Source organism: Alteromonas sp. ABH4_456, from assembly GCF_056160645.1.
On record NZ_JBSWXO010000001.1, the window covers coordinates 1 to 23,855 of the forward strand.

Genomic DNA, 23,855 nt, shown 5'->3' on the forward strand with positions numbered 1-23,855 from the left:
CAGAGCCTGCGGCGCGCGAGCGAACAGAAGCAGCGTAACCAGAGGCAACGACCCAATCCACATCAATACTTAATTGCGCATAATGTATATTTACTAGTCTGCCCTTGGGGACACAAAATAAGGACTCTTTTTGCGGATTTCTATGCCGTATTTTGATGCCAGTTCCTTGGCATGTCTGTAGTACGTTTCCCTGCTCATCAGAAAATACGGGTCAAACCCTAATAGCCATGTGATGTACGTCCCTCTTAGCCTGCAAGGCATACGTACCAAAAGTAACTGTTGTTCAGTGGTTAAAGTAACGGGGTTATTCATCTCATTTTTTGCGCTTTTTTTGCTATATAAATTTAGATGTTATGCGTAACCTGCTAAATAGCAAAAATAACACCTTTGGAAAATTATAAATTGGGTTATCATCAGATTGAATTAGATTTTACTTTTACTTTTTTGGGAGTTAACAAGGGTTAAGTGTTTGAATATTACACCTAAAAATATGAATGCTTAAAAAATCTACAGCTTTCGAAAATGACCAGTAGTAAACTAGTTGTTCAGACAAATAAAAGAGGAGATATTTATAGATAATGACTCTGAATAAAGAGAAGCTTCGAGAGTTTAATGTTTCAGGAACGCCAATTCGATGAACATATTAAACCACGAAGCTTTGATAACGCTGTTTTTAAACGATACGCGTACTTACTACGCTCTCTTAGCTCTGATTCTAGCATTACGTTTGTGTAAACTGCTAGAGTCTTACATAAAGCGAAAAGAGAAATAATGTACAAAAGTCCTCAATATGAGGGCTTTTTTATGCCGCCTGCGGCATGTAGTGAGCTTTGCGAACGGTAGCTCTGGGATGCTGAACAAAGGTACTATCCAAAATCGGACATCCCTGTTCTAAAACGGACATTAGCCCATCCTTGTCCTGCTAAACCAAGTTACCGTGTATGAGCGACCTATCGAAAATCGGCTTTAAAGATAGTTCGCTCGTGCCACTGGCTTTAAGATTCTGATTGCTTATTCTGTTCAATGAGCCTTGCAATCTCAACATCTGGATCTAGCCCTTGCTCTTCATAAATCTTGCGGATCACCTCACCTCGGGGGTCTTGATCCTTTTTATAAATAGCATCAATCTTATCGATAAATTCTTTGTGGTCTTTAACTTCACGCCACACAATGACAGCTGTTCTCATGTCCATACCAGAACGGTAATCAATTGAAGCAATGAAATCCTCCAATGACATAATTTCGCGCTCAGGTTTATTAAACAGGTCATTTGCAGAGCAACTTAATGCTTCCATTACCTTTTTAAGCGTTGATGCTTTAGGGTCTGTATCGTTGTTCTCAATCCGCGAAATCTGCGTTAGCTGAATGCCAGCAGCATTAGCTAACTCAGACTGTGTATAGCCTGCACGAAGCCTTATAGCCTTTACATTTTCACCTATAGACATAGTTTTTATCCTGATTTACACATATAGGTGAAATCATACACCACGTTTATGCAATGAAACTGTTGATTTGCTCTTTATGTGAATTTATATTTCACATATAGGCGTATTGACAGGTTTTAGGATGCAAACCAAATTCACCAGGTCGGGGAGTCTAGTAATACCCGACTTTAGTCTCAAAATGAGACTCTGCAGGATACAACACGATGATTGATTGGGTGCGTGCCACACTCCCGATCGTTCACGCTCCGCTTAATGCGGGCGAAGTGTTCTGCACGAATGAAAACGGTGAAATCGAATGGCGCACCCCAAAAAGAAAGCAAGCTGTCGGCAGCTATGAAAAGAAAATCTCTATCAAAAGCGTAGGCGCTGACGGGCAGGGAAACGCAACGCATTTATGGATAAGCGGCAACCCTGCCAAATTCCTTCAAGGCCATAACGTGTTTGGCTCAGATGACCTTACGGCTCTGGTGTACGACACGTTCAAAATCATCATCCGGCAACTTGGTCTGACACCGCAAATATCAGAGATCGCACAGATCCGTGATGGTGCTTACGACATCGGAATGATTGACATAAATTACTCATTCGAACTTCCAACGAAAGCTGACGTTCTGGCATTTATACGTGCTATGGAATTTAAAGCGAAAACTCGCCATGGACGGCCATCTATGAAAGGAGGAACACTTTACTTCGGAAAAACCTCTGAGCGCTGGGCAATTAAACTGTATTGCAAAGCCGAAGAAATCAGAACTAAAAACGGACAGTTACCTGAGCCATTAACCAACCAAGGCATAGAAAACTGGGTAGACAATAAACTGCGGATTGAGCTCCGGTTACACAGAAAAGAACTGGAAAAGCTCGACTTAATTACTGCTAATAAAGTGACGTCTTCCCAAGTGAAAACCGTGTTTAACGAATACTTAGGTAGAATCGAAATGACTGATCAAATCCGCTTAACCAATGATGTCACGGCCAAGTTACCAAACAATTTAGTTGCCACTTATACCTTATGGACTGAGGGCCATGACTTACGCGAAATGATGTCAAAAGCCACATATTACCGGCAGCGCAAAGCGTTGATGGAGTACGGAATTAACATCGATTTACGGCCATGTGAACCGGCAACGACGAACGTTGTGCCGCTGTTCAGAATCCTTGAAGCGAAGCCAGCACAAATACCTGAATGGGCATACAGTAAACAGCTGATTCATCAATCAGCAAGGAATGCATTATGAAAATAGAAGCAGCAATGGACTATGCAAAGCACGCTGATACAGACAAAGAAACGGTAGCTTGTTTATGTAAATGGCGCGGCAAATACTGCGCGTTCAAACTTAGCTATGAAATGGTTGAAGATGAAGAGCCTGAAGATAATGGCCCGATGTTCAGCATTGAATATGTTGGCGGTAGTTTAAGAGATATGTATGAAGTCGAAGGCGATACATATACCGGTGCAGATCTCGATGCGTTACAGGATGACATGATTGAATCGGTAATAGACCCGGTAAATCTGGACTTCCAGATTTACCCGGCAACAACAGACGCAGAACTTATCCCATACATCTACAACGAACTGATGCCGGAATACATGCCGGCAATCGACACAGTAAAAGACCTTGATGTTTACCAGCATCAGGTCGACCGCGTATTACATCATCTGAAACAAAAGTGAGTGCAGCTGACGCTGCGCTGTGATGCCGCGCAGAGCCTGCGGCGCGCGAGCGAACAGAAGCAGCGTAACCAGAGGCAACGACCCAATCCACATCAATACTTAATTGCGCATAATGTATATTATGTTAAATTAAGTGTAGAAATACTATTGTTAATCAATCCCTTTTGAATACTGCCACATAAAATGAGATTTTCTGCCAGCACGAGATTTTTGACGGCTCCCAAATTCTGTTTTTGCTCAGGAGATTGAAACACTTATGTCGGATTGCTAGTTTTAATGAAGCTTCTGAGTTTTCCTTCCCGTCCATGGTATGGCAGCCTAGTTATTTCTATAATAGTCACATGGATTCGTTTAGAGCGAAACAAACATGATGAATGCTCCTGGTAGTTTCCCTAGTTGTAATTACTGGCTGAGAATTGTAGTGGTCACTAGACCCGACCATGTACCAGATAAACCAGATAAACCAGATCCAATTAGTATGCAACTTATTCAATTTGCTCGTAGTTTTCTGGCGTCGGGCTATTAGAAATGGATTTGCAACAATTAGTGGTTTACGAAGCGACGGGATAAGCCGGATTGTTTCTTCGAATAGCTTCTTAGAATTTCATAATGTACTTGTTCAAAGAGAGCCTGCTTCATCCCCCTACTCGTTCGTAGCAGAAATTCTACCGTCGTTCTCGTCGTCTGTTGGTCAATAGCTGATGTAGCAAAACACATCGTTACACGTCTGTTCTTTGTCTATTTGAGTGATCAATAGCATCATGTGAAGCTGTTGATGGTCAGGTGCGTAAGCTCACTAATGTATTTTTTTGATAAAGCTACCCAACAATTTCCAATGAGAAATTTATGTATTCAAATCATCGGAAAAGTCAAAATAAAAAAGTGATGAAGAGACAATTTAGCCTATTCACCACTTGATGAAGCATTGTGCTTCAAATGGCTACAGTAAAACTTGAACAATCATCAAAATAAATTCGCAGTAAACACTACACCAAAAGTACGTGGAGGCTCTGCCTGTGCGGTACTTCCGTCTGTAGTCGACTTTACGACTTCTTCAGTAATATTTCTGACGTAAGCACTGATTTTCCAATCGTATTCGCCACCCGGCATGTAGGTTGCCATAAAGTCAAACTGAGTATTAGCATCCACCGTGTAAAGGTCTCCAACGGGTGTTCCGTCGGATTCACGAATTGCCGGATTCATATAACTGTAACCTGATACGTAAATCTCACTGGAATAGCGAACATCGGCACGAAGTGACAGGGTGCCACCATAGAAATCAAAGAAATGCTCATAGAAACCTTTGACCTGCAACTCAGGAGTTCGCGGGGACTGCGCTCCTTTCAGATTAACTGTGGAGGACGAATCATCCGGAAAATTGGTACCTGAATTGGCAGTAAAAGTCAGATAAGTGTCATCCGAAACCACAGAGCGGGTATAGGCTGTTGACAGGCTGATACGACTATCTTCAGTCACCAGCCACATTGACTCTAATTCCAGACCGGTAGTCTCAATACCTTCTGCATTGAGCATTGAACTACACACTACATCCACATCAAAGAAAACTTGTGGAGCAGAACCATCCGGACAGTCAACAGTTGGATCTGCTGTCGTGGTGAAATAATTATACTGACGGTCAGTATAATCGTAATAATAAGCAGACACGTTAAGCATTAGAGTGCCATCCAACAACATATTTTTGGAGCCAATTTCCAAGGTAGTCAGATACTCTGGGTCACTAAACAACTTTTTATTCTGGATCTCCTCACCTGCTAGGTTGGTTACAATCGGGGAAGCATTAGTGTTCATACCACCTGGACGATATCCAGTCGCTAAAGTCATATATGCAGACGAGGTGTCATTCAACTCTTTTTCAACGCCCAACTTCCAATCAAAACGGGACCAGTCCTTGCTACCTGACGCATCTGATGCACTTTCAGTTTCAAAGTTACTGGTATTAGTGAATGTTTTTTCATCTTTTGTCATGCGTGCACCGGCAGTAACTGCCCATGAACCAAATGGGATGGTTGTTTGCGCAAATACTGCCTGAGTACTCTGGTCCTGAAAGAGGAAGGTATCATATTCCGTAGAATGGTTACTTCTTTCCGCCTCATCGTAATAAAGACCTATAATCCAATCGATGTCGGAAGATTCCGGAGATGACATCTGAGCTTCAAAAGTCGTAGAATCCGCCTCTGTCTTTTCAGGAAACTGTCCGTACTGGTATGCTGTACCTGTATTAATGATCAGGTTCTTTAACTGATCCGTTTTACTGTAGCTTGGTAATATTCGAAAATCAGCAAAACTGGTAGAAAAGCGCAGGTCAGCATAATACTTGGCAAAATCAAAATCTCTTGAAGAGCCCGGTTCCTGACCGGTTAAACCACCGTCTTGTGTAACATCATCCCATGCATCGTAGTCAGGCTCACCTAATCCCCAAACAGCAGTACCTGCGCCACGACCTCCTGAACCAACAGCGCCACCTAATGTATTGTTTTCTACTCCAAATAAAGCGCTAAATGCTCCGCCATCATTGTAAGCTAACTTAATACGGGAACCTGACGAAACCAGGTCGTTTAGGCCACTGGTATAGTAACTGTCACGATCAACGGAGTTGTAGGCTACACGCATTGCCCAGTTGTCATTTAATGGTAAATTCATAACGCCGGTAGCACGAATTAAGTCATAATTGCCTCGCTCTACCGAGCCAGATAACTCAAAGACATCAGTTGGATCTTTTGTAATAACATTTAACACGCCGGCAATGGCACCGCGACCATATAGCGTTCCCTGGGGCCCACGTAATACTTCCAGACGGTCAATATCAAAGAAAGCAAGTGAACCGGTATCGCCTATCAGACTGGAACTCACGACGCCGTCGACATTAATAGACACTCCGGGATCAGTGCGACCAAATGCGGCTGTGGCACCTTCCACACCACGCATATTGATGTTTGTTGCACCAAACGCTGCATTTGAAAAACTCACACCTGCTACCGTATCTAAAACTTCACGGATATCATTTCGTCCCTGAGACGATATGGCTTCACCACTTATTGCCACAATAGACGCTGGTGTTTCTTGAATGGATGAAACCTTCTTTTCAGCTGTCACTTCTATAACTTCGATTTGTGCCCTGTTTTCAGCTTCGGTTATTTCGTTCTGCTGAGCCATTGCAACATTAGAAGCGCTCAAGCTAGATATTGCCATGGCAACTGATAAAGTGATTTTGTGTTTACGCATAATACCTCCTGTGTGCATATTTCCGAGTTGTATTTTATTTCTCATTCTTCAATGCGTATCTCTGCTGATGGCCACATCGTGACAACATGAAAACGAAAACCAAACACCAGAAAGATACATACTGATAACATTAAGTTCACACATAATAAACACATATTTCCCGCAAAGGGAAATAGTTTTTTTAGATTTTATAGTAAAAAAATTAAGGCAATATATTCAATAAGTTAGGGTGTATATTCGCGATAAGAAAGTGTGATATACGGCATCAATAAAACAAATGATGCCCGCAAAAATTGGCATCCTAAACCCAATTTCGGATACAAGATGGCAACACGACTCGCACCCGATTTTCAGTACGAATGAGGTCCCCGGATTTCACATCACATCGCCAGAGTGAGACCTGGTCAGCTATTTGTTCTGTCACCAAAGCCCATTGGCCAGTTTTATCAAATTGCATGCTCCAGCAACTGGGAGATGAGAGTTCAACATGCTGATGTAATGTTAAACGACCATCCTGACTGTTGATGCTGAAAGAGGCGATACTCCCTGCCCCGCGGTTGCTAACGAAGACCCACTTACCCGAAGGATGCACTACAATATCTGCGGTATGATTGTCACCACGATACCCTAGTGGCAGTACGCTCTCGTTTTGAAGTAAGGTTAAAGTTCCATCATGTTCATTCCAACGCCAGACAGATACTGAAGAAGTCCCTTCACCAGACGTATACAAAAATTGAAACCCCGGATGCCAGGCAATATGCCTGGGGCCAGCGCCAGGAGCATCGTTAGCAACGCTATGAAAAAGCAAGCGTCCAGATGTTTTACCAACTTTAAGAACACGACATCGATTAGCTGCTATCTCAGTGGCAATGGCATACCTCTGGTTTTGACTAAACTGAATATCATGGGGCTTGCCAATTTCCATTTCTGGCCAGCTATCCCGATGTGTCTCTTTGCCCGGAGCCCGAATACGATGAGCCCCCGCAACAAAGGGCTTACCCATAGTTTGTTGTTGATTCAATAAGGCACCGTTTGCGGCTAACGGAATGGCGACAATACTGTCAGAAGCAAAATGTGTTGTAAGTAATTGTTTACCATCATGACTCACCTGCCCAACTGTAGGGCCTAACCCGCCGCTCATAACCGAGTTGACTTCGATGAAATGATTGTGGTGCCAGCGATAAGCCGTAATCACGTTTTGCCCGTTTATCTGCGTTCCTTGCCCCCGACATGCATACAATACATTAAGCGTTGGATGAGTTATCAGATTGACCGGATTAGAAACGTTAGCGACTAACTCTGCCTGACTTAGCTGCCCACTTTTTGTGTTTAACGTAAAGGCATATATCCCTTCAGAAATATCTGAAGCCTTGCGATGTATACCAAAATCGTTAGGTACATCCTCACCTTGACTATTGGTGAAAGTGCCAACAACAAAACGCTGCAGGTCGCTTGCATTGCCATTTGCCCATAACGGATAACAAGCAACAAACGACGCCCCAGCTAAAAAAACACGTCGACTGAGAGTAAACATAGCGTCACTATCTCCAGAGACATAGACTGGCGAACATCGTCCGCCAGCCAGATGATTATTCCTGAATCGAAGGAAGCTCGATAGTTGCAGCCCCTTCCTGCCAGATGTCACCCTCTATGTTTTCGACCCACCACACCAATTCAATGTAATGTTTATTGTTTTCAACGTACTTGTCATACACATAAGATTTTATAATCGCCATATCCTGAGTCAGACCGTGTGTATTTACATGCTTATCTTTAAGTTCAGGTACACGATCCAGGAAGTGCTCTGCTTCTGGATTGTCTGGAATTTCTTTACCAACAAGAGCCATGGCTCGGGGATCCATAATGCTCCATCGAAGGTTTTGCACAAAGCCTTTATCACCCATCCAGTTATTAATGTGTCTGATGGCAAAATCTCTGGCTACATAGTTCAGCAGAATGGCTCTTTTTTCCGACTCTTTATGAATGTCAGTAACGTCATAATCGCTCTCGTCTTCCTCACTCATCTCCAACGCAATGGGTTTATCACTGCCTGGAGGAATAGGTACATAGTCAGTACGATTTTTCATACGGTAAATGCCATCAGCGCTATTTCTAATCATGGTTGTAGCAATCTTAGGATCCATAATAAAGCGCTGCAGCGACACACTACCACCCACTCCCATACCATGGGGAGAGATGGGTAATGGGCCATGTAAAATTGGGCCGTCAGCGGTGACGGTGGGGCGATCGCCAATTTTCACCTGTTCCCAGTAAAGTGGTTTGCTTCCCCGCACCAACTCATTCTGCCAAATGCTTTTAATGTAAGTCCAATCCGCATCGGTATAGTAATGTGCTGGGCGACTATTCCAGGCTGGAGCTTCCCATAAAAGCTTGAAATCACGCTTTTCTGGCTCAAATTCATCCTTAAAGATTTTGATTCCACGAGTCACTCTAAATGTGACATCTGCCACTTTTTCCGCATTTTGGTTAAATACACGTCCCGAATAACTGTTATGAGTCCAGCGATATTTACTGCCCTCTTCTGGCGTACGGTCTTTACGGATAATTTGGTCTTTGATCACATATAAAGTATCACCTGGATATACGTGACGATAGAAAGTCACATTGTGATTCAAGTCCCCTGCCAGCAACGAATCCCGGCTTTCCACGTTAGGAAACTTCATAAAGGAATCGTCATGAATTCCAAAAGTTAAGTAGGCAGGCGTATCAGGATGGCCATGTGCCTTTGCATACTTTTTATCGTTGTAAAGCGGATTGGTTGGATCATATTTATTATTCTGATAAGCAACCCATTCCGGCGTCACTTCAATCACATTTCCTAAGCCAGGAACGGATTTTGGCCACCCTTTTTTAATTAATGCTTTTATATCAACATCACCCCGTTGATTAATCGCATCAATCATCTTGATATAATCACCAATGGGTTGCTTTTCTTGTACCGTAAATAATCCAGGATACAAATCAACGTATTGTTCAGATTCAAATACGGTCTCTTCAATGAGCGCTTTATCAGTGTGAGGCTGCTCGTGATATGCCTGAACCGAACCTGTGCCCAGCAACGTGCCTAGAGATAAACTGATAATCAGCGGGATCGATTTTAAACGGTTTTGAATGGTCATAGGTGTCCTTTTACTCAGTTATATTGGTGGCCGGATATCAATAACGTATCGATCTGACAGCGTTTTTTGATTCTCCGGCCCATTTCTATCGTGTTAAATTGGCTTTGCCACTTCTTCAATAACCTTTTGAGTCAGTTTGACCGCATCTTCATTATGTGAAGCGCCATCCTGCTCCCACTGGCCTATTTGAATAGAACTTTCAGCAACAAACTTACAGCGCTCGAATCGACGCTCTTTAAACTGCTCCATCAGGCTCTCAAATGGCATATCCTGCGGCAGTAACTCGGCTAATACTGCGGCATCTTCCACTGCCTGCGCGGCACCTTGCCCCATATGCGGTGTTGCCCCGTGAGCAGCATCCCCCATCAGGATAATACGGCCTTTATTCCATTGTTCATCGATAAACACCGCTTCCAGAGGGCGATATACCACCATCGACGAATCCACGATCTGCTCTCTCATCTGGGCTAAATGCCCGCCGCAGCCAGCCAGTCTTTCGCGGAATAATTCCGCTAATTTATCCTGTGGGAACCAGCTACCTTCAGGGTCAGTAGAGGTTAACCACACATAACCGGTTTTATCACTTAATGGTATAAAACCGCACTTACCTTTACTGATCTCAGGGCCCATGGCGTTAAACGACGTACTCAAATCAGCTGGGCGGGGAATGTTATATCGCCAAACGCCTTGCCCCGTATATTTGGGAGTATACTTGTCTCCGAACACGGTTTTCCGAACCGATGAGTACAAACCATCAGCACCAATTACAACATCGTATGTTTCCGTTGTGTCATCATTAAACAGCACTTCAACCTTGTCACCGACCTCATTCAACGCCTTATAAGTAAAGTGATTTCGAATCGGTATGCCCAGTTCATCAGCTGCCCCCAACAAGAGGTCATGAAGTGCTGGGCGAGTCATACCTAACCTGGCCGGATAACGTTCGCCAGCAAAACCTTTCACTTCAATTTCGTGCAGCTTATTCCCCTGCAGGTCGGTAAATATCATGGTTTCATAGGGATAACCAATTTCCATGGCTCTATCAGCCACACCAATGGCATCCATTGCACGAATAAAGTTTGCCTGCACTACAATTCCCACATGGTACACATCCCGCTTCCCATGCAGCTCCACGACCTCAACGTCAACACCGTTTCTCTTCAAACCAGTTGCTACAGAAAGTCCACCAATTCCAGCGCCCACAACCAGGGCTTTTTTAATGGCTGCCATGTTAATCTCCCTGATTAGTCAATACGGTGTGTCTCAGAACCACTGGCGCCCCCTTCCATTTCCAGGAAGTATCCACCTCGACTCTCTAATTGCGGTAAATCACAAAATGCGTCAATCATGTGATACATGGTGGGCAGGTCTTCCCATTTAGGACGAATAAACTCAACATTACCGCCCCCTTCCAACCGGCGAATCACTTTACCGTTCCAGGCAGGTGGCGTTAATGTGACATAGCTGGCATCAGAATCCCCCCAGTTACCCGTGGTAGGAATATGCTTATAAGATAATAACCCTGCAAACTTAGGATCACTTTTAGGCAGCTCGGCGCTTTCACTAAGATCCGACGCTGAAATCTTCCAAAACGTGGTACCCAACCATGACATAGCCGTTTCTTTTTTCCCTTCGTGATCTCTCACCGGAGGAATTTTGCACCACAATTTATTATGACCAAGCTCTTCACGACCGGATAAAATAGGGTCAGTCAGATTTTCATAACGAACAACCAAGAAAGTGCCATAGACTGGGCCATTTTTGCTTTCAAATACCACATTAAATTTTAAATCACACATGTTGTAGCCGCGACCGGCCAACCAGCCAAAGCCATCAAAGTAAGTTGCTTCACATGTCACTACCGGCTCGCCCCACAGTGAGAATCGTTCAGGTAACCAGCTTTCGAGCATTTTGGCATCAGTTAGAAAACGCGCTCCCAATACATAGCGCTTAGGTAAAGTTTCCCAATCATAATTTTCAATTCCCTTGAACTGACGGGGCCCAGGTGTAGGACCGAAGAATACCGGCATACGGTAGTAATTTCCTTTTTCAGGCTTAAAGGCCATAACTAAATCCCCTTGTTTATTATTTTCTGATTTCCAGATTTTCTGGCAATGTTTCCCTCAACGCGTCGGATAACTCGCCACCAATTAAAATGAATACCATTCGACACATTTGGTCAGAACGGTTTTCCCAGGCATGATCCGTTCCCCGTTGAACTACGATATCTCCGGCCTTTAACAGCACTTCTTCATCGTCCATGATCATGTAAATTTCTCCTTCCAGCACAATGCCGTAATCAACAGAAAGTGTGCGATGCATCATCTTGTGACGACCATCTTCCCTTTCTGGCAACTTATCGATGTGGTTAGGATAAAAGTCGTTCACTCTGATTTTGCTTCCGGTTGCAACAGGGGGAACAATTAACAGCCCCTCTGTAGGTTCCGGCTCAGAGGCATGTATTACTGCGGGTGTCTCGCTGGTATTCCAGATTTCAATAAAATCTACTCCGGTATTTTTGGTTCTCACATTCGGAGCCATGGAATCACTCAACACCACAGATTTCCCCTCCAGTGTGTGACCTGTTACTACTCTTCGTAAATACTTCGCCAATGCCGCACCCTCACATTATTCCCTTAGAGAGAATTATTAGTTACAATTATTTCTCGATTAGGTAATATTACGCATCTTGAGTTGTTTACGTCAACAGTTGAATTTGAACATTTTATTTACAAAGTAACTTTTACCATCCCTTGGCAGGATTGAAATAAAGTCGATAATGCACATAAAAAACATATAGTTAAATAGTATTCAGAAGCAAGATTTAATCCGAATTAAAAAGTAAGGAAAGTGACTTAATTGTTACACAACAATAACCCATACGGGTTATAACAGAGTGAATAATAGAAGGAAAAGCGTATGCCGCAGTTTCAACATGGTGATGCAAGCATCTACTACGAAGTACACGGAGAAGGGTTTCCAATCTTGACTTTTGCACCAATGGGATTGTTGTCCAAAATATCAGTTTGGGATCTCCCCAATGCCCCAATCAAACCACTTTATGAACTGGCACAAGACTTTCAGATCATCGTCATGGATCAGAGAAACGCCGGCGGACTTTCCCATGCTCCGGTCACGGCAAAAACCTGTTGGGATGACTATGCCGACGATCACATCGCCCTGCTTGACCATCTCGATATCGCACAATGCCATGTATTCGGACAATGTATTGGTGGACCATTTATATTCAAATTGCTCGAGCGTTCACCAGAGCGGTTTAGCAGTGCTGTCATTGCCCAAACCATAGGACGTGCAGCAGGCGTTGCGTTGCCACCGCCGAATGAGATTTTTAATAAGTGGAAAGCGACGGTTGAATCATTGCAAAGTACCCCAAATGAAATACTGGATACCTTTTACACTAATTTATATCAAAGCGGTTTTGTGTATAGTGTAAACCGTGAGTCTCTCAACCATTGTCAGGTTCCCACGGCAGTGTTTGCAGGCAAAGATAACGCCCATCCATTATCAGTATCACGAGAGGTAGCCGCCTTGTTACCAAACAATGAGGTTTTTCTGCAAGATTGGAAGAGCGGAGCTGAGCTTGATGTGGCCAAAGCGTGTATGGAAGCGTTTTTACTTCGACACACGCCAGCCTGAATTAATGTAGCTGGCGTTATGCCAGCCGGTTCATGCGTGGTATAACTGTTTCGCGGTCTTGTATAGCACCTCATGTTTTTCCTTGTCGTTCAGGGTTTCACAAGCCACCAGCATACGCTGCACCATTTGGCTGTATAAACCTGCAGAATTTCCAATATCCGAGCCCCACAATAATTTATGAGCGCCCAGATTATCGAAGGCACCCCTCATAAAGTCGGCGCTGTGAATATTCGCTTCTGCCAGCATATTTAAGTTAATGGTAGTAAATTTAAAATATACATTAGGTAACGAATTAATTTGTGTAATCCCTTTGTGCATACCGTAATTAGGGTGGCTTAACTGTGGCCATGCCAGGTGATTAAGCACCAGTTCTGTATCTTTGTAAGTTGATGCTAATTCCTGATAACATCCCATGGTTCCTTCGTTGCACTCTGGTAATACCGCCATTACATCCACAGTTAACTTCAGTTCACGAGCCACCTGCCAGCATTTACGTGCGTTGTCTGATTGTAGCCAGTCATAACTTGCTTTTTTTTCCTGTAACCCGCTTAAACGAATGCCCGCCAGATTGTGTTTTTTTGCGTACTGAAGAATCACATCGTGGGTATTTTCCTGCTTCGCATCAACCACCACCACAGCAACAAATTTATCGGCCACTACGTCAGACGCATCCAGAGTGTATCGGTTGTCATAGGTGCTTTTCTTTTGCACTGCAACCTACGGAGCATCAGACTTTAGCGCGCCGTTAAACGTCTATCCTAAAATTCAAATCGATACGGGCAAAACAGAGAAAGACATTTTTGGAAACGACCGCCCTGTTTATATCGAGCAAGTAAGCAAAGAACCGGTATTTACCAATATCCCGGGTAAAGGCAAACGCTCAGTCATCTTATCTGATAATTTTGGCTGGATGTCTCATGGCAACGGCGGGTTAACACTGACCGATGGTACTCGTGCTGAAACGGGCAGTACTATGTCCTTATTTAAAGACGGCGACATCACCCTAAAACTGGAAGACAATGTCGAACTCCTGCCAGCAAACGGCATACTCATTCAGTTAATGGGTAGTGATGATCGCACCGTTGGTCTGCAACAAGACTCCGGATTAGATTTCCACTTTAATACAAGCTTTTCCGAACCTGTTGGCTACCCGGGACTTGATTTTACAATCCCCGAACCCACTACCGAAAAGCGCTCGACCGTTACTGCAACGGCAACAAACGTAAGCTTAACCGGTGATGTATTTAATACCACGGGTTATATGAAAGGACAGGCCGGAGATATCCTGAGTTTAACCTTAGGCAACAAGGCCACGCTAACCGGTCAGGTTACTGCTATCACTGCGATCCATGTAGATGAGCATGGCAAACAAAAGTCCAGATTTAATAGGGACGAATATTACTCCTGGAATGAGACTTTAACGAGCATGCTAAACTCGCTGCAAGTAGAAGAAGGCGCATCTGTTGTTGGCAAAAATGGCACACTGACCATGACGGTTAATGGCAAAACAACCGGAATAAAACCAGGTAATTATCAGGGTAACATTATTCTGCGCGTTGAGTGAGATTTACCCCCTCACGGGTGCTAGCGCCTTTTGATGGCAGGTAGTTTACACAAATGGCAGCCTTTCGCGGCTGTCATTTGTTTTACTTATCAAACTCAAAAAATAGCAATTCACTTTAGCGAGTATCGTCTTTTATCTTCGCTGCGGCTTGCTGTAACACCGGCAAACAGTTTTCTGTTAAGTGTTCGATACTAACCCGTGAAGCATTAGTACTAATGTTCATTGCTCCAATCAACCCACCTTTACCACTAAATACAGGCACGGCGATTGACCGTAGCCCTTCTTCAAGCTCCTGATCCACAATACTAAAACCTTCATCACGGGATTGTTCAAGAGCTTCTTTTAATACGTCTTTCTCTGTAATGCTTGTCCTGGTATGAGGCGATAATAATACGCCATCAAGCCAGGCCCCCTGCTCAGAGGAATCTAACCAGGCCACCAACACCCGCCCCATCGAGGTATAGGCCGCAGGCAAACGCGTGCCGGTCGTAATATTAATCGACATTAAACGATGTGCCGCCGGTGAACGCGCCACATAGACGACATGCTGACCTTCCAACTTACCTAAGGACGCTGATTCTCCCAGCGTTTGAGTAACTTCTTTGAGGTAATGCTCTACCACGGCCAGATAATCGTCACCCACAGTGTAAGCATGCGCTAAAGACAGCACCTTTGGCGTTAAAGCAAATAATCTACCTTCACGCTGAATATATCCAAGGGCATGTAAGGTGAGTAAAAAGCGACGCGCCTTTGCTCTGTCGATATTTAATCTTTCAGCCACTTGTGACAGCGTCATTGATCTGTGCTGCGCATCAAATGCACCCAGTACATCAAGGCCCGTCGCCAGCGCAGCTATGTAGTCACGATGATCGGAGGTAATTTTTTCGTCAGTCATATGAGCTTCCGTTTCGCTTTATTCAAATTATTTCCTATTCCGTTAACAAGTGCCAGTTTTCTATTAATTTCAGCCACATAAAACCTGTCACCACAGGCAAGTTATCTTTTTGTTAAAAATTAAGCTTGACGTAACAAAGCGTAACTCGCTAAATTGTACGCATTGAGAATATAAATTCGTATAACGAACATTTAAGATTATGGCAAAATTTACTTCCTTAAAAAACGCTATCGCTGATGGTGTACACGATGGCCAATCTGTCTCGCTAGAGGGTTTTACTCACCTCATTCCTTTCGCAGCAGGCCACGAAATTATTCGTCAGCAACGACGTCAACTCACATTAATTAGAATGACGCCTGATTTGATTTACGACCAGCTGGTGGGCGCCGGGTGCGTTAGCAAACTAGTCTTTTCCTGGGGTGGAAATCCTGGAGTCGGTTCGTTGCATCGTGTTCGTGACGCGATTGAAAATGCCTACCCTGAAGCGCTTGAAATTGAAGAGCACAGCCACGCTGCGATGGCGAATGCCTATGAAGCAGGTGCAGCAGGATTACCGATGGCTCTTTTTCGGGGGTATGTGGGCAGTGACCTGCAAAAGGTCAATCCAAATATCGCTACCCTAACCTGTCCTTTTAGCGGGGAAGCTCTGGCCGCCGTACCAGCAATCAAACCCGATGTAGGCATCATTCATGCGCAAAAGGCAGATAAGGCCGGTAACGTGTTATTAGAGGGTATTGTGGGAGTGCAAAAAGAAGTCGTACTGTCTTCTCACCATAGCATAGTTACTGTTGAAGAAATTGTTGACGAGCTCAAAGCCATTACCAATAGCTGCATTATTCCCGGATGGGCCATCGACGCAATATGCCACGTACCTTTGGGTGCTAAACCCTCCTACGCACAAGGTTATTACCCAAGAGACAATAGCTACTACAAAAAATGGGATGCTATTTCGCGCCAGCGGGACACCTTTGCTAGCTGGTTGGACAGCGACGTTTTTGCACAAGGGGCTTGCTAATGACTGCGTCAGATTACACAGCAGCAGAAATGATGACTATCACTGCTGCCAGAGCACTGAATAATAATTCTACCTGTTTTGTTGGTATTGGTTTACCCAGTGAGGCGGCCAATCTAGCCAGGCTAACTCATGCACCTGACATCAGACTGATTTACGAGTCTGGCACCATTGAAACCAAACCCAGCATACTGCCTTTATCTATTGGCGATGGGGAATTATGTGAATCCTCGTTAACCACAGTCTCCGTACCCGAAATGTTCCGTTACTGGTTACAAGGGGGCCATATCGATGTTGGTTTCTTAGGTACAGCACAAATAGATCGGTACGCCAATCTCAATACCACGGTCATTGCCGCTGAGCACCCTGACAGTGGGCCGGAAGGGGCATTTAGCTACCAACATCCTAAAGTAAGGTTACCTGGCGGTGGCGGCGCTCCTGAAATCTCAACCAATGCCAAAGAAGTGATTATTACTCTGAAGCATTCCCCCCGTACCTTTGTTAGCGATGTGGACTTTATTACCACACTCGGCTTTGGACGCGATGGTCAGGCCCGTAAAGGCAAAACGACAATAGGAAAAGGACCGGTATTGGTCATTACCGACCTATGTATTTTGCAACCCGACACCGAAACAAACGAACTGATTGTGGTTAGCCTTCACCCCGGAGTGACCCAACAACAAGTGATCGAGGCTACCGGTTGGGATATCAGGTTTGCTTCTACCCTGGCCACCACCCCATCTCCTTCTACACAGGAGATACAGGTACTCAGAAGCTTAAAAGCGGCCACCGTACAAGCCCATCGCCAGGAGAGTGCGTTATGAATGTATACTTGTGTGCTCCAAGACGCTCCGCCATTGGCCGTTACGGTGGCGGTTTAGCCGCGGTCCGGCCGGATGACTTACTTGCTCAGGTGATGCAGGCCACGCTGGCGCTTTGCCCTCACCTGCCAGCCGAACACATTGATGATATCTTTATCGGATGCGCCAACCAGGCAGGTGAAGACAATCGTAATGTGGGTCGCATGGCTGCATTACTCGCCGGTATTCCTTTTTCTGTACCGGCGACCACGATAAACCGATTATGTGGCTCGGGTATGGATGCGATTGGCTTAGCTTATCGAAGTATTCTAACCGGTGAAGCTGACGTCATTATGGCCGGTGGCGTTGAGTCTATGTCCCGTGCACCCTATGTCATGGGCAAAGCAATCAATGCATACAACCGCCAGCAACACATTGAAGATACCACCATGGGCTGGCGTTTTATCAACCCTGAACTAGACAAGCGCTATGGTACAGAAACCATGCCGCAAACGGCCGAAAATGTAGCTGAGCGATTCAATATTAGCCGAGAAGAGCAAGACCAGTTTGCGTTTTACTCTCAACAAAAGGCCGCAACGGCACAACAAAGTGGGCGATTTGCACAGGAAATTACTCCTATAGCCTTTATGGCCGGGCGGGATAAGCAAGTCATCATCGACACCGATGAGCACCTGCGTCCACAAACTACCTTAGCCGTACTGGCCAAATTAGCCACACCGTTTAAGGCAGAAGGCACGGTCACCGCAGGTAATGCTTCAGGAATCAATGATGGCGCAGCCGTGATGCTGGTCGCCAGCGAAGCTGCCGTACAGCGTTATCAGCTTGAGCCTGTAGCGCAAATCAAAGGCCTGGCTACTGCAGGTGTAGAACCTTCCATCATGGGGATAGGCCCTGTTCCGGCCATGCAAAAACTTCTCAAGCGTAATCAGTTAACCATCAATGACATTGACCTGATAGAGCTAAATGAAGCTTTTGCTGCTCAGGGCTTAGCCTGCCTGAAAGCTCTCGACATTCCTTATGACGACAAACGTATCAACCCCAACGGTGGCGCTATTGCACTTGGCCATCCGCTAGGCATGTCTGGAGCCAGATTACTGCAAACAGCCTCAGTGCAATTGCAACAATCTGACAGCAAATACGCTGTGTGTTCCATGTGCATTGGTGTTGGTCAGGGCATAGCTACGTTACTGCAACGAGTGTAAACATGCCGTTGCTCTGAACGAGGAAACATCCCCCAACAAACACCGGACTTATCGTGCGCTAAGGATATATAGCGCCAGCCAAACCAATTTAACCTGGAGAAGATTATGGCTATCTGGCTAAAACGTGGAGCCGCCACTGAATTCAAAGCAGATGTAGACCGCAAGGTACGCACAATTGTTGAAGCAACGCTTACCGATATTGAACAGCGTGGCGACCTTGCCGTACGTGAGTTATCAAATAAATTCGATAACTGGGACCGCGAAGACTACCGGCTAAGTTCCGCAGAAATTCAGGCGTGTATCGACACATTGTCACCGCAGGATTTGAAAGACATTGAGTTTGCACAAACTCAGGTAAGAAACTTTGCTCAGGTGCAACGCAACTCGATGCAGGATGTCGAAGTTGAAACCCTGCCTGGCGTCATTTTGGGTCATAAAAACCTGCCGGTAAATGCCGCAGGTTGCTATGTACCGGGAGGGAAATACCCTCTTTTGGCGTCAGCTCATATGTCAGTCATTACCGCAAAAGTCGCCGGTGTTCCTCGTGTCATTACCTGTGCACCTCCCTTTAAAGGTAAGCCTGCTCCTGCCATCGTCGCTGCTCAGGCTCTGGCTGGAGCCGACGAAATTTACGCGCTGGGTGGCATTCAGGCGGTAGGCGCTATGGCGCTGGGTACCGAATCTATTTCACCGGTAGATATACTGGTTGGTCCGGGGAATGCATTTGTGGCTGAAGCCAAACGACAACTCTACGGGCGTGTCGGTATTGACCTTTTTGCCGGCCCAACAGAAACCCTGATTATTGCTGACGAGTCGGTTGATGGAGAAATCTGCGCGACCGATATCTTAGGTCAGGTAGAGCATGGTCCAGATAGCCCCGGCGTTTTACTCACCACCTCAGAAAAGCTGGCTCGTGAAACCATGGCCGAAATTGAACGTTTACTTAAGGTCCTACCCACCGCCGAGCATGCTCGTACCGCATGGGAAACCTATGGTGAAGTGATTGTGGCAGAGAGTAATGAGGAAATGGTTCAAATTGCTGATGAGCTGGCCAGTGAACATGTTCAGGTAATGACTAACGATCCGGATTACTTCCTCAATAACATGACCAATTACGGCGCTTTATTCCTTGGACCACGCACTAATGTTGCCTTTGGAGATAAGGCCATTGGTACTAACCACACCCTGCCAACTAAAAAGGCTGCTCGGTACACAGGCGGACTCTGGGTGGGTAAATTCCTGAAAACCTGTACCTATCAAAAAGTCACCACCGATGAAGCATCTGCACTGGTAGGCGAATACTGCTCTCGTTTATGTGGTCTTGAAGGTTTTGCCGGCCATGGTGAGCAAGCCAATATACGTGTGCGTCGTTATGGTAAAACCGATGTGCCTTATGCAGGTACTGCCACGCCATCAGATAAAACACGGGCATAAGGAATAACGCATGAGTGACCTTCAACTCCCTATTATGCCGAGCTTCAGTTTGCGCGGGAAGCGCGCACTCGTCAGTGGTGCCGGGCGAGGAATCGGTATGGCTATCGCAGCGGGGTTAGCCCAGGCCGGTGCCGAGGTCACTCTGGTTACCCGCAGCCATAATGAAATCAAGTTTGTTGCCGACGCCATTACACAAAGCGGAGGCATGGCGACAGCAACGGTACTTGACGTAACTAACACATCCGCTGTTACCGATTTTTTTGCCACTCAAGCAGCGTTTCATATATTGGTTAATAATGCCGGTACGAACCGCCCTAACCCCCTGAGTGAGGTCACCGAAGCAGACTATGACGCTGTGCTTAACCTTAATCTGAAAAGCGCTTATTTCATGTCTCAGGCATGTACCAATAAGATGATAAGTGAGGGAGTCAATGGCTCATTACTCCATATCAGTTCGCAAATGGGTCATGTGGGCGCGGCAAATCGTTCTCTTTACTGCGCATCAAAATGGGCAATGGAAGGGATGAACAAAGCTTTCGCCCTTGATCTAGCATGCCATGGTATTCGCTCCAACACCATCGCGCCGACCTTTATCGAAACGCCTATGAGCCAACCCTTTTTAGCCGATGAGGCTTTTTTACAAGCCGTTCTGCAAAAGATAAAATTGGGTCGTTTAGGTCAGGTCCAAGATATCATGGGAGCGGTAGTCTTTCTTGCCAGTGACGCCGCCTCTTTGGTAACAGGAACCAGCCTGATTGTCGATGGTGGCTGGACAGCAGATTAAGGGTTTGATGGCGAAAGAGCACTATTTAGTGTGGGTAACAGTTTACAAAAAAGGAGCGATATATCGCTCCTTTTTTATTTTCCCGTCTAGCTTAATTGGGAACGGCTCTGACAAACTCGATTAAGTTACCCGCATTATCCCTGACAAAGCAATTTTGTCGTCCACCAGCATATTCACGAACCCATAAGACTTCGGCTCCACGACGCTTAAGCTCTTCGGCAGTCGCCACCACATCATCGGTCTCAAAACAGCCATGTTTAGTCCCATGAGTGTGGATATCCAGTTCAGGGGTACGCCTGTCTTCTGGTAACGGGTTCGCCCCCTCCACACACAATAACTCGATATGCATATTACCGTTTTTTAGCATGGCAATATCCGCCGGTATATCAGCGATATGTGAACGACGTAATAACGTAAAGTCCAGCATGGTTTCATACCATGCAATAGACTCATCCAAATCAGGCACACTCAATCCAATATGATGATGCCAGAAAGATAATGCAGACATAATGGTCTTCCAGCCTTATAAGTCAGCTACGGTAATAAAGCGTGTTTGCAGATAAGCCTCAATGGCTTCCTGACCACCTTCAAAACCGAATCCAGAATCTTTAACGCCACCAAATGGCGCTTCGGGATTCCCCAATCCAAAGTGATTAATGGAAACCATACCTGATTCGACTTCTCGGCTGATTCGTCTGGCTTTAGCAGGATCTGATGTCCAGGCAAAAGCCGCTAGTCCGTAAGGCAGGCGATTCGACTCTTCAATCGCCTCATCCACTGTATCAAAACTATTGATCATAGCAATTGGCGCAAAAGGCTCGTCATTCATCACTTGGGCATCTTGCGGCACATTAATAAAAATAGTGGGTTCGTAGAAGTTACCGCGTGTACCCACCCGGTTGCCGCCTAACACTAACTGCGCCCCTGACGCCTTTGCATCTTCAACCAGTTGCTCAGTGGCTACCAATCGGCTTTCGTTACACATCGGGCCCATCGTTGAATCAGGCTCAAGCCCATGACCCACTTTAATGGTTTTAGCTTGTTCGACAAACGCCTTTACAAATTGATCAAACACCGATTTTTGTACCATGATTCGGGTTGGGTTAATACAACTGGCTCCGGCATTTCTGAATTTATTGCCACAGATCATTTTAGCCACCGCCTCCACATCTGGAACATCATCAAAAATCATCACAGGAGCATGGCCACCTAATTCCATGGTGATCACTTTCATATTCTCACCGGCCATAGCAGCAAGGCGCTTACCCACAGGAGTCGATCCGGTAAAAGATATCTTACGAACTATGGGTTGCGGTACCAGATAGTCAGAAATCTTAGCCGCTTCACCATAAACTAAATTAACCACCCCAGCAGGAATACCAGCCAGATGATAGGCGTCAATCAGCGCGGCACAACATGCCGGAGATTCCGTTGGCCCTTTTACAATAATACTGCAACCCGCGGCCAACGCGCCTGCGGTTTTTCTTACCATTTGAAACAGCGGGAAATTCCACGGCGTAAACGCAATGACAACACCAATCGGATCTTGCACAACAGTTTGGCTTACATTGGGAGTACGCCCGGCAATCGTACGACCGTAAATCCGTTCGGCTTCGCCTGCCAACCAATCATTTCCATCAGCGGTACGAAACACCTCTGCAGACGCTTCTGCCAAAATCTTACCCTGCTCCAATGTCATCAATCGGGCGGCTTCTTGGGCATTATTACGCAAAATTTCAGACGCTTTACGTAATTTGCTGGCTCGTTCTAATGGTGGCGTATTGCGCCAGACTTCCAACCCTTTTTCAGCGGCTGCCAGAGCAACATCCAGATCGGCTTGTTGTGCTGCTGCCACCTTGCCAATTTCATCCCCAGAGGCAGGACTTAATACTGGTAACGTAGAGCCGTCCAGAGCACTTCGCCATTCACCATCGATATACAGTTTTACTATTTCAGGATAAGTTGCATTCATCATCATTCCTTATTTTTCGCACAAGTATTCTTAGGAGCTCGCCTAAAAACGTGCCCCTTATCGTTATGTAAATTGGATTTATCGGTTTACGACTTTGCCGTCTTTTAACGCAACAGCATGGTTTGTTGAGTCTGCGCCAAGATAAACGCCTCGCTCCCAACTGCGGTTTAGTGGGTCGAAAACATTGAGCTTCATAGTGCCAATCCCGGCCAGGCTAATTTCGATCTCTTCGTTATGTTGTAAGTAACCTAAGCCTTCATGATTGGTACCTGTGGCAATGAGATCTCCACTATTTAACGTCATCATTTGTGAGGCAAATGACACCACTTCAGGTACTTTGTGCTCCATATCAGAAGTATTAAAGTCATGACGAAGTTCACCATTGTTCCAAAACTTAATATCGATATCGTTTGGGTCGTCAATTTCATCTGCGGTGACAATGCAGGGGCCAATAGGAGCGAAAGTATCAAATGATTTTCCCATCCAACTGTTTTTCTTCCAGGTTGAACGACCTTCTCCCCGGGCAGTCACATCAATTAAACCGGTATAACCAAATATCGCAGAGCGCCAGTTTTCTTCCGTTACATGTTTAACCGGACCTTTGATAACCAAGGCTAATTCTGCTTCATGCATAAAGCTCGATGGCTCTTCAAAATTAGGTAACTGAATGGTGTCCCCAGGGCCAATCACGGCTTCTGGGTTCTTCATAAACATATTTAAAGGGCGTGGGTCACGGTGCTCGTTGTTTTCACGATAATTCGCGATACAAGAAAGGATCTTGCCTGGTCTCGGTAATGGAGGCAGTAAATGCACACATGATAATGGCTGCTTCGGTGCCGAGTCGGAGAGTGCCTCGATTTTTGATTTAATGGTGTCGTAACTATTAATGATGTTTTCCATGGTTTGTTGTGCTGTCTGACCATGATCTACTACACGGGAAATATCTATTACCATGCCATCAACAATCACTCCTGGGCGCGCTTTACCATGCGACCAATGCAATACAAATTTCAT

Annotated in this window: 21 protein-coding genes; 9 read left to right on the forward strand and 12 right to left on the reverse strand. The window is 45.4% G+C overall.

Going from position 1 to position 23,855, the window contains the following annotated elements; all coding sequences use genetic code 11:
• Positions 1 to 995: 995 nt before the first annotated feature.
• On the reverse strand, positions 996 to 1,445 hold the full coding sequence (locus ACXAG2_RS00005) for a helix-turn-helix domain-containing protein (protein ID WP_474863680.1): 450 nt from the start codon (positions 1,443 to 1,445) through the stop codon (positions 996 to 998).
• 203 nt (positions 1,446 to 1,648) lie between these two features.
• Between ACXAG2_RS00005 and ACXAG2_RS00010 the strand changes: the two genes are divergently transcribed.
• Both ACXAG2_RS00010 and ACXAG2_RS00015 read left to right on the forward strand, forming a co-directional pair.
• On the forward strand, positions 1,649 to 2,680 hold the full coding sequence (locus ACXAG2_RS00010) for a phage/plasmid replication protein, II/X family (RefSeq protein WP_474863682.1): 1,032 nt from the start codon (positions 1,649 to 1,651) through the stop codon (positions 2,678 to 2,680).
• Complete coding sequence (locus ACXAG2_RS00015; RefSeq protein ID WP_474863684.1) at positions 2,677 to 3,117, forward strand: hypothetical protein; 441 nt, start codon at positions 2,677 to 2,679, stop codon at positions 3,115 to 3,117. Before ACXAG2_RS00010 ends, ACXAG2_RS00015 begins: the two co-directional genes overlap by 4 nt.
• Before the next feature lie 963 nt (positions 3,118 to 4,080).
• On the opposite strand, the gene ACXAG2_RS00020 is transcribed toward ACXAG2_RS00015, so the two are convergent.
• The 6 genes from ACXAG2_RS00020 to ACXAG2_RS00045 all read right to left on the reverse strand — a co-directional run bounded on the left by ACXAG2_RS00020 (position 4,081) and on the right by ACXAG2_RS00045 (position 12,113).
• Positions 4,081 to 6,360, reverse strand: a complete 2,280-nt coding sequence (locus tag ACXAG2_RS00020; RefSeq protein ID WP_474863686.1) for a TonB-dependent receptor — start codon at positions 6,358 to 6,360, stop codon at positions 4,081 to 4,083.
• A 301-nt stretch (positions 6,361 to 6,661) separates the two neighbouring features.
• A complete protein-coding gene (locus ACXAG2_RS00025) occupies positions 6,662 to 7,894 on the reverse strand; it encodes a lactonase family protein (RefSeq protein ID WP_474863687.1) in 1,233 nt (410 codons plus the stop codon).
• 55 nt (positions 7,895 to 7,949) lie between these two features.
• Positions 7,950 to 9,500 (reverse strand): hypothetical protein, encoded by a 1,551-nt coding sequence (locus tag ACXAG2_RS00030; RefSeq protein ID WP_474863689.1) that lies wholly within the window; start codon positions 9,498 to 9,500, stop codon positions 7,950 to 7,952.
• 93 nt (positions 9,501 to 9,593) lie between these two features.
• The gene (locus ACXAG2_RS00035) at positions 9,594 to 10,730 is read right to left on the reverse strand and encodes an FAD-dependent monooxygenase (protein WP_474863691.1); all 1,137 of its coding nucleotides are present in this window, start codon (positions 10,728 to 10,730) and stop codon (positions 9,594 to 9,596) included.
• Positions 10,731 to 10,744: 14 nt separating this feature from the next.
• Positions 10,745 to 11,566, reverse strand: a complete 822-nt coding sequence (locus ACXAG2_RS00040) for an acetoacetate decarboxylase family protein (RefSeq protein WP_474863692.1) — start codon at positions 11,564 to 11,566, stop codon at positions 10,745 to 10,747.
• 19 nt (positions 11,567 to 11,585) lie between these two features.
• Positions 11,586 to 12,113 (reverse strand): cupin domain-containing protein, encoded by a 528-nt coding sequence (locus ACXAG2_RS00045; protein WP_474863694.1) that lies wholly within the window; start codon positions 12,111 to 12,113, stop codon positions 11,586 to 11,588.
• Positions 12,114 to 12,419: 306 nt separating this feature from the next.
• Between ACXAG2_RS00045 and ACXAG2_RS00050 the strand changes: the two genes are divergently transcribed.
• Positions 12,420 to 13,157, forward strand: a complete 738-nt coding sequence (locus tag ACXAG2_RS00050; RefSeq protein ID WP_474863696.1) for an alpha/beta fold hydrolase — start codon at positions 12,420 to 12,422, stop codon at positions 13,155 to 13,157.
• Positions 13,158 to 13,187: 30 nt separating this feature from the next.
• Here ACXAG2_RS00050 and ACXAG2_RS00055 read toward each other — a convergent pair whose 3' ends face one another.
• A complete protein-coding gene (locus tag ACXAG2_RS00055; protein WP_474863698.1) occupies positions 13,188 to 13,868 on the reverse strand; it encodes an amidohydrolase family protein in 681 nt (226 codons plus the stop codon).
• Between ACXAG2_RS00055 and ACXAG2_RS00060 the strand changes: the two genes are divergently transcribed.
• The gene (locus tag ACXAG2_RS00060; RefSeq protein ID WP_474863700.1) at positions 13,852 to 14,721 is read left to right on the forward strand and encodes a hypothetical protein; all 870 of its coding nucleotides are present in this window, start codon (positions 13,852 to 13,854) and stop codon (positions 14,719 to 14,721) included. The two genes, ACXAG2_RS00055 and ACXAG2_RS00060, sit on opposite strands and share 17 nt — an antisense overlap.
• A 115-nt stretch (positions 14,722 to 14,836) precedes the next feature.
• On the opposite strand, the gene ACXAG2_RS00065 is transcribed toward ACXAG2_RS00060, so the two are convergent.
• Positions 14,837 to 15,616, reverse strand: a complete 780-nt coding sequence (locus tag ACXAG2_RS00065) for an IclR family transcriptional regulator domain-containing protein (RefSeq protein WP_474863701.1) — start codon at positions 15,614 to 15,616, stop codon at positions 14,837 to 14,839.
• A 199-nt stretch (positions 15,617 to 15,815) separates the two neighbouring features.
• Between ACXAG2_RS00065 and ACXAG2_RS00070 the strand changes: the two genes are divergently transcribed.
• From ACXAG2_RS00070 to ACXAG2_RS00090, 5 genes are all read left to right on the forward strand, one after another.
• Complete coding sequence (locus ACXAG2_RS00070; protein WP_474863703.1) at positions 15,816 to 16,631, forward strand: CoA transferase subunit A; 816 nt, start codon at positions 15,816 to 15,818, stop codon at positions 16,629 to 16,631.
• Positions 16,631 to 17,452, forward strand: coding sequence for a CoA-transferase subunit beta (locus tag ACXAG2_RS00075; protein ID WP_474863705.1), 822 nt, complete (start codon positions 16,631 to 16,633; stop codon positions 17,450 to 17,452). The genes ACXAG2_RS00070 and ACXAG2_RS00075 overlap by 1 nt, the downstream gene beginning before the upstream one ends.
• Positions 17,449 to 18,651, forward strand: a complete 1,203-nt coding sequence (gene pcaF / locus ACXAG2_RS00080) for a 3-oxoadipyl-CoA thiolase (protein ID WP_474863707.1) — start codon at positions 17,449 to 17,451, stop codon at positions 18,649 to 18,651. The genes ACXAG2_RS00075 and pcaF overlap by 4 nt, the downstream gene beginning before the upstream one ends.
• Before the next feature lie 105 nt (positions 18,652 to 18,756).
• Positions 18,757 to 20,085 (forward strand): histidinol dehydrogenase, encoded by a 1,329-nt coding sequence (gene hisD, locus ACXAG2_RS00085; protein WP_474863709.1) that lies wholly within the window; start codon positions 18,757 to 18,759, stop codon positions 20,083 to 20,085.
• A 34-nt stretch (positions 20,086 to 20,119) separates the two neighbouring features.
• Positions 20,120 to 20,869 (forward strand): SDR family NAD(P)-dependent oxidoreductase, encoded by a 750-nt coding sequence (locus ACXAG2_RS00090; protein ID WP_474864423.1) that lies wholly within the window; start codon positions 20,120 to 20,122, stop codon positions 20,867 to 20,869.
• Positions 20,870 to 20,960: 91 nt separating this feature from the next.
• On the opposite strand, the gene ACXAG2_RS00095 is transcribed toward ACXAG2_RS00090, so the two are convergent.
• From ACXAG2_RS00095 to ACXAG2_RS00105, 3 genes are all read right to left on the reverse strand, one after another.
• Positions 20,961 to 21,377 carry a VOC family protein gene (locus ACXAG2_RS00095; protein ID WP_474863710.1) on the reverse strand — a complete coding sequence of 139 codons (417 nt, stop codon included), beginning with the start codon at positions 21,375 to 21,377 and terminating at the stop codon, positions 20,961 to 20,963.
• Positions 21,378 to 21,392: 15 nt separating this feature from the next.
• The gene (locus ACXAG2_RS00100) at positions 21,393 to 22,847 is read right to left on the reverse strand and encodes an NAD-dependent succinate-semialdehyde dehydrogenase (protein WP_474863712.1); all 1,455 of its coding nucleotides are present in this window, start codon (positions 22,845 to 22,847) and stop codon (positions 21,393 to 21,395) included.
• 72 nt (positions 22,848 to 22,919) lie between these two features.
• A complete protein-coding gene (locus tag ACXAG2_RS00105; RefSeq protein ID WP_474863713.1) occupies positions 22,920 to 23,855 on the reverse strand; it encodes a fumarylacetoacetate hydrolase family protein in 936 nt (311 codons plus the stop codon).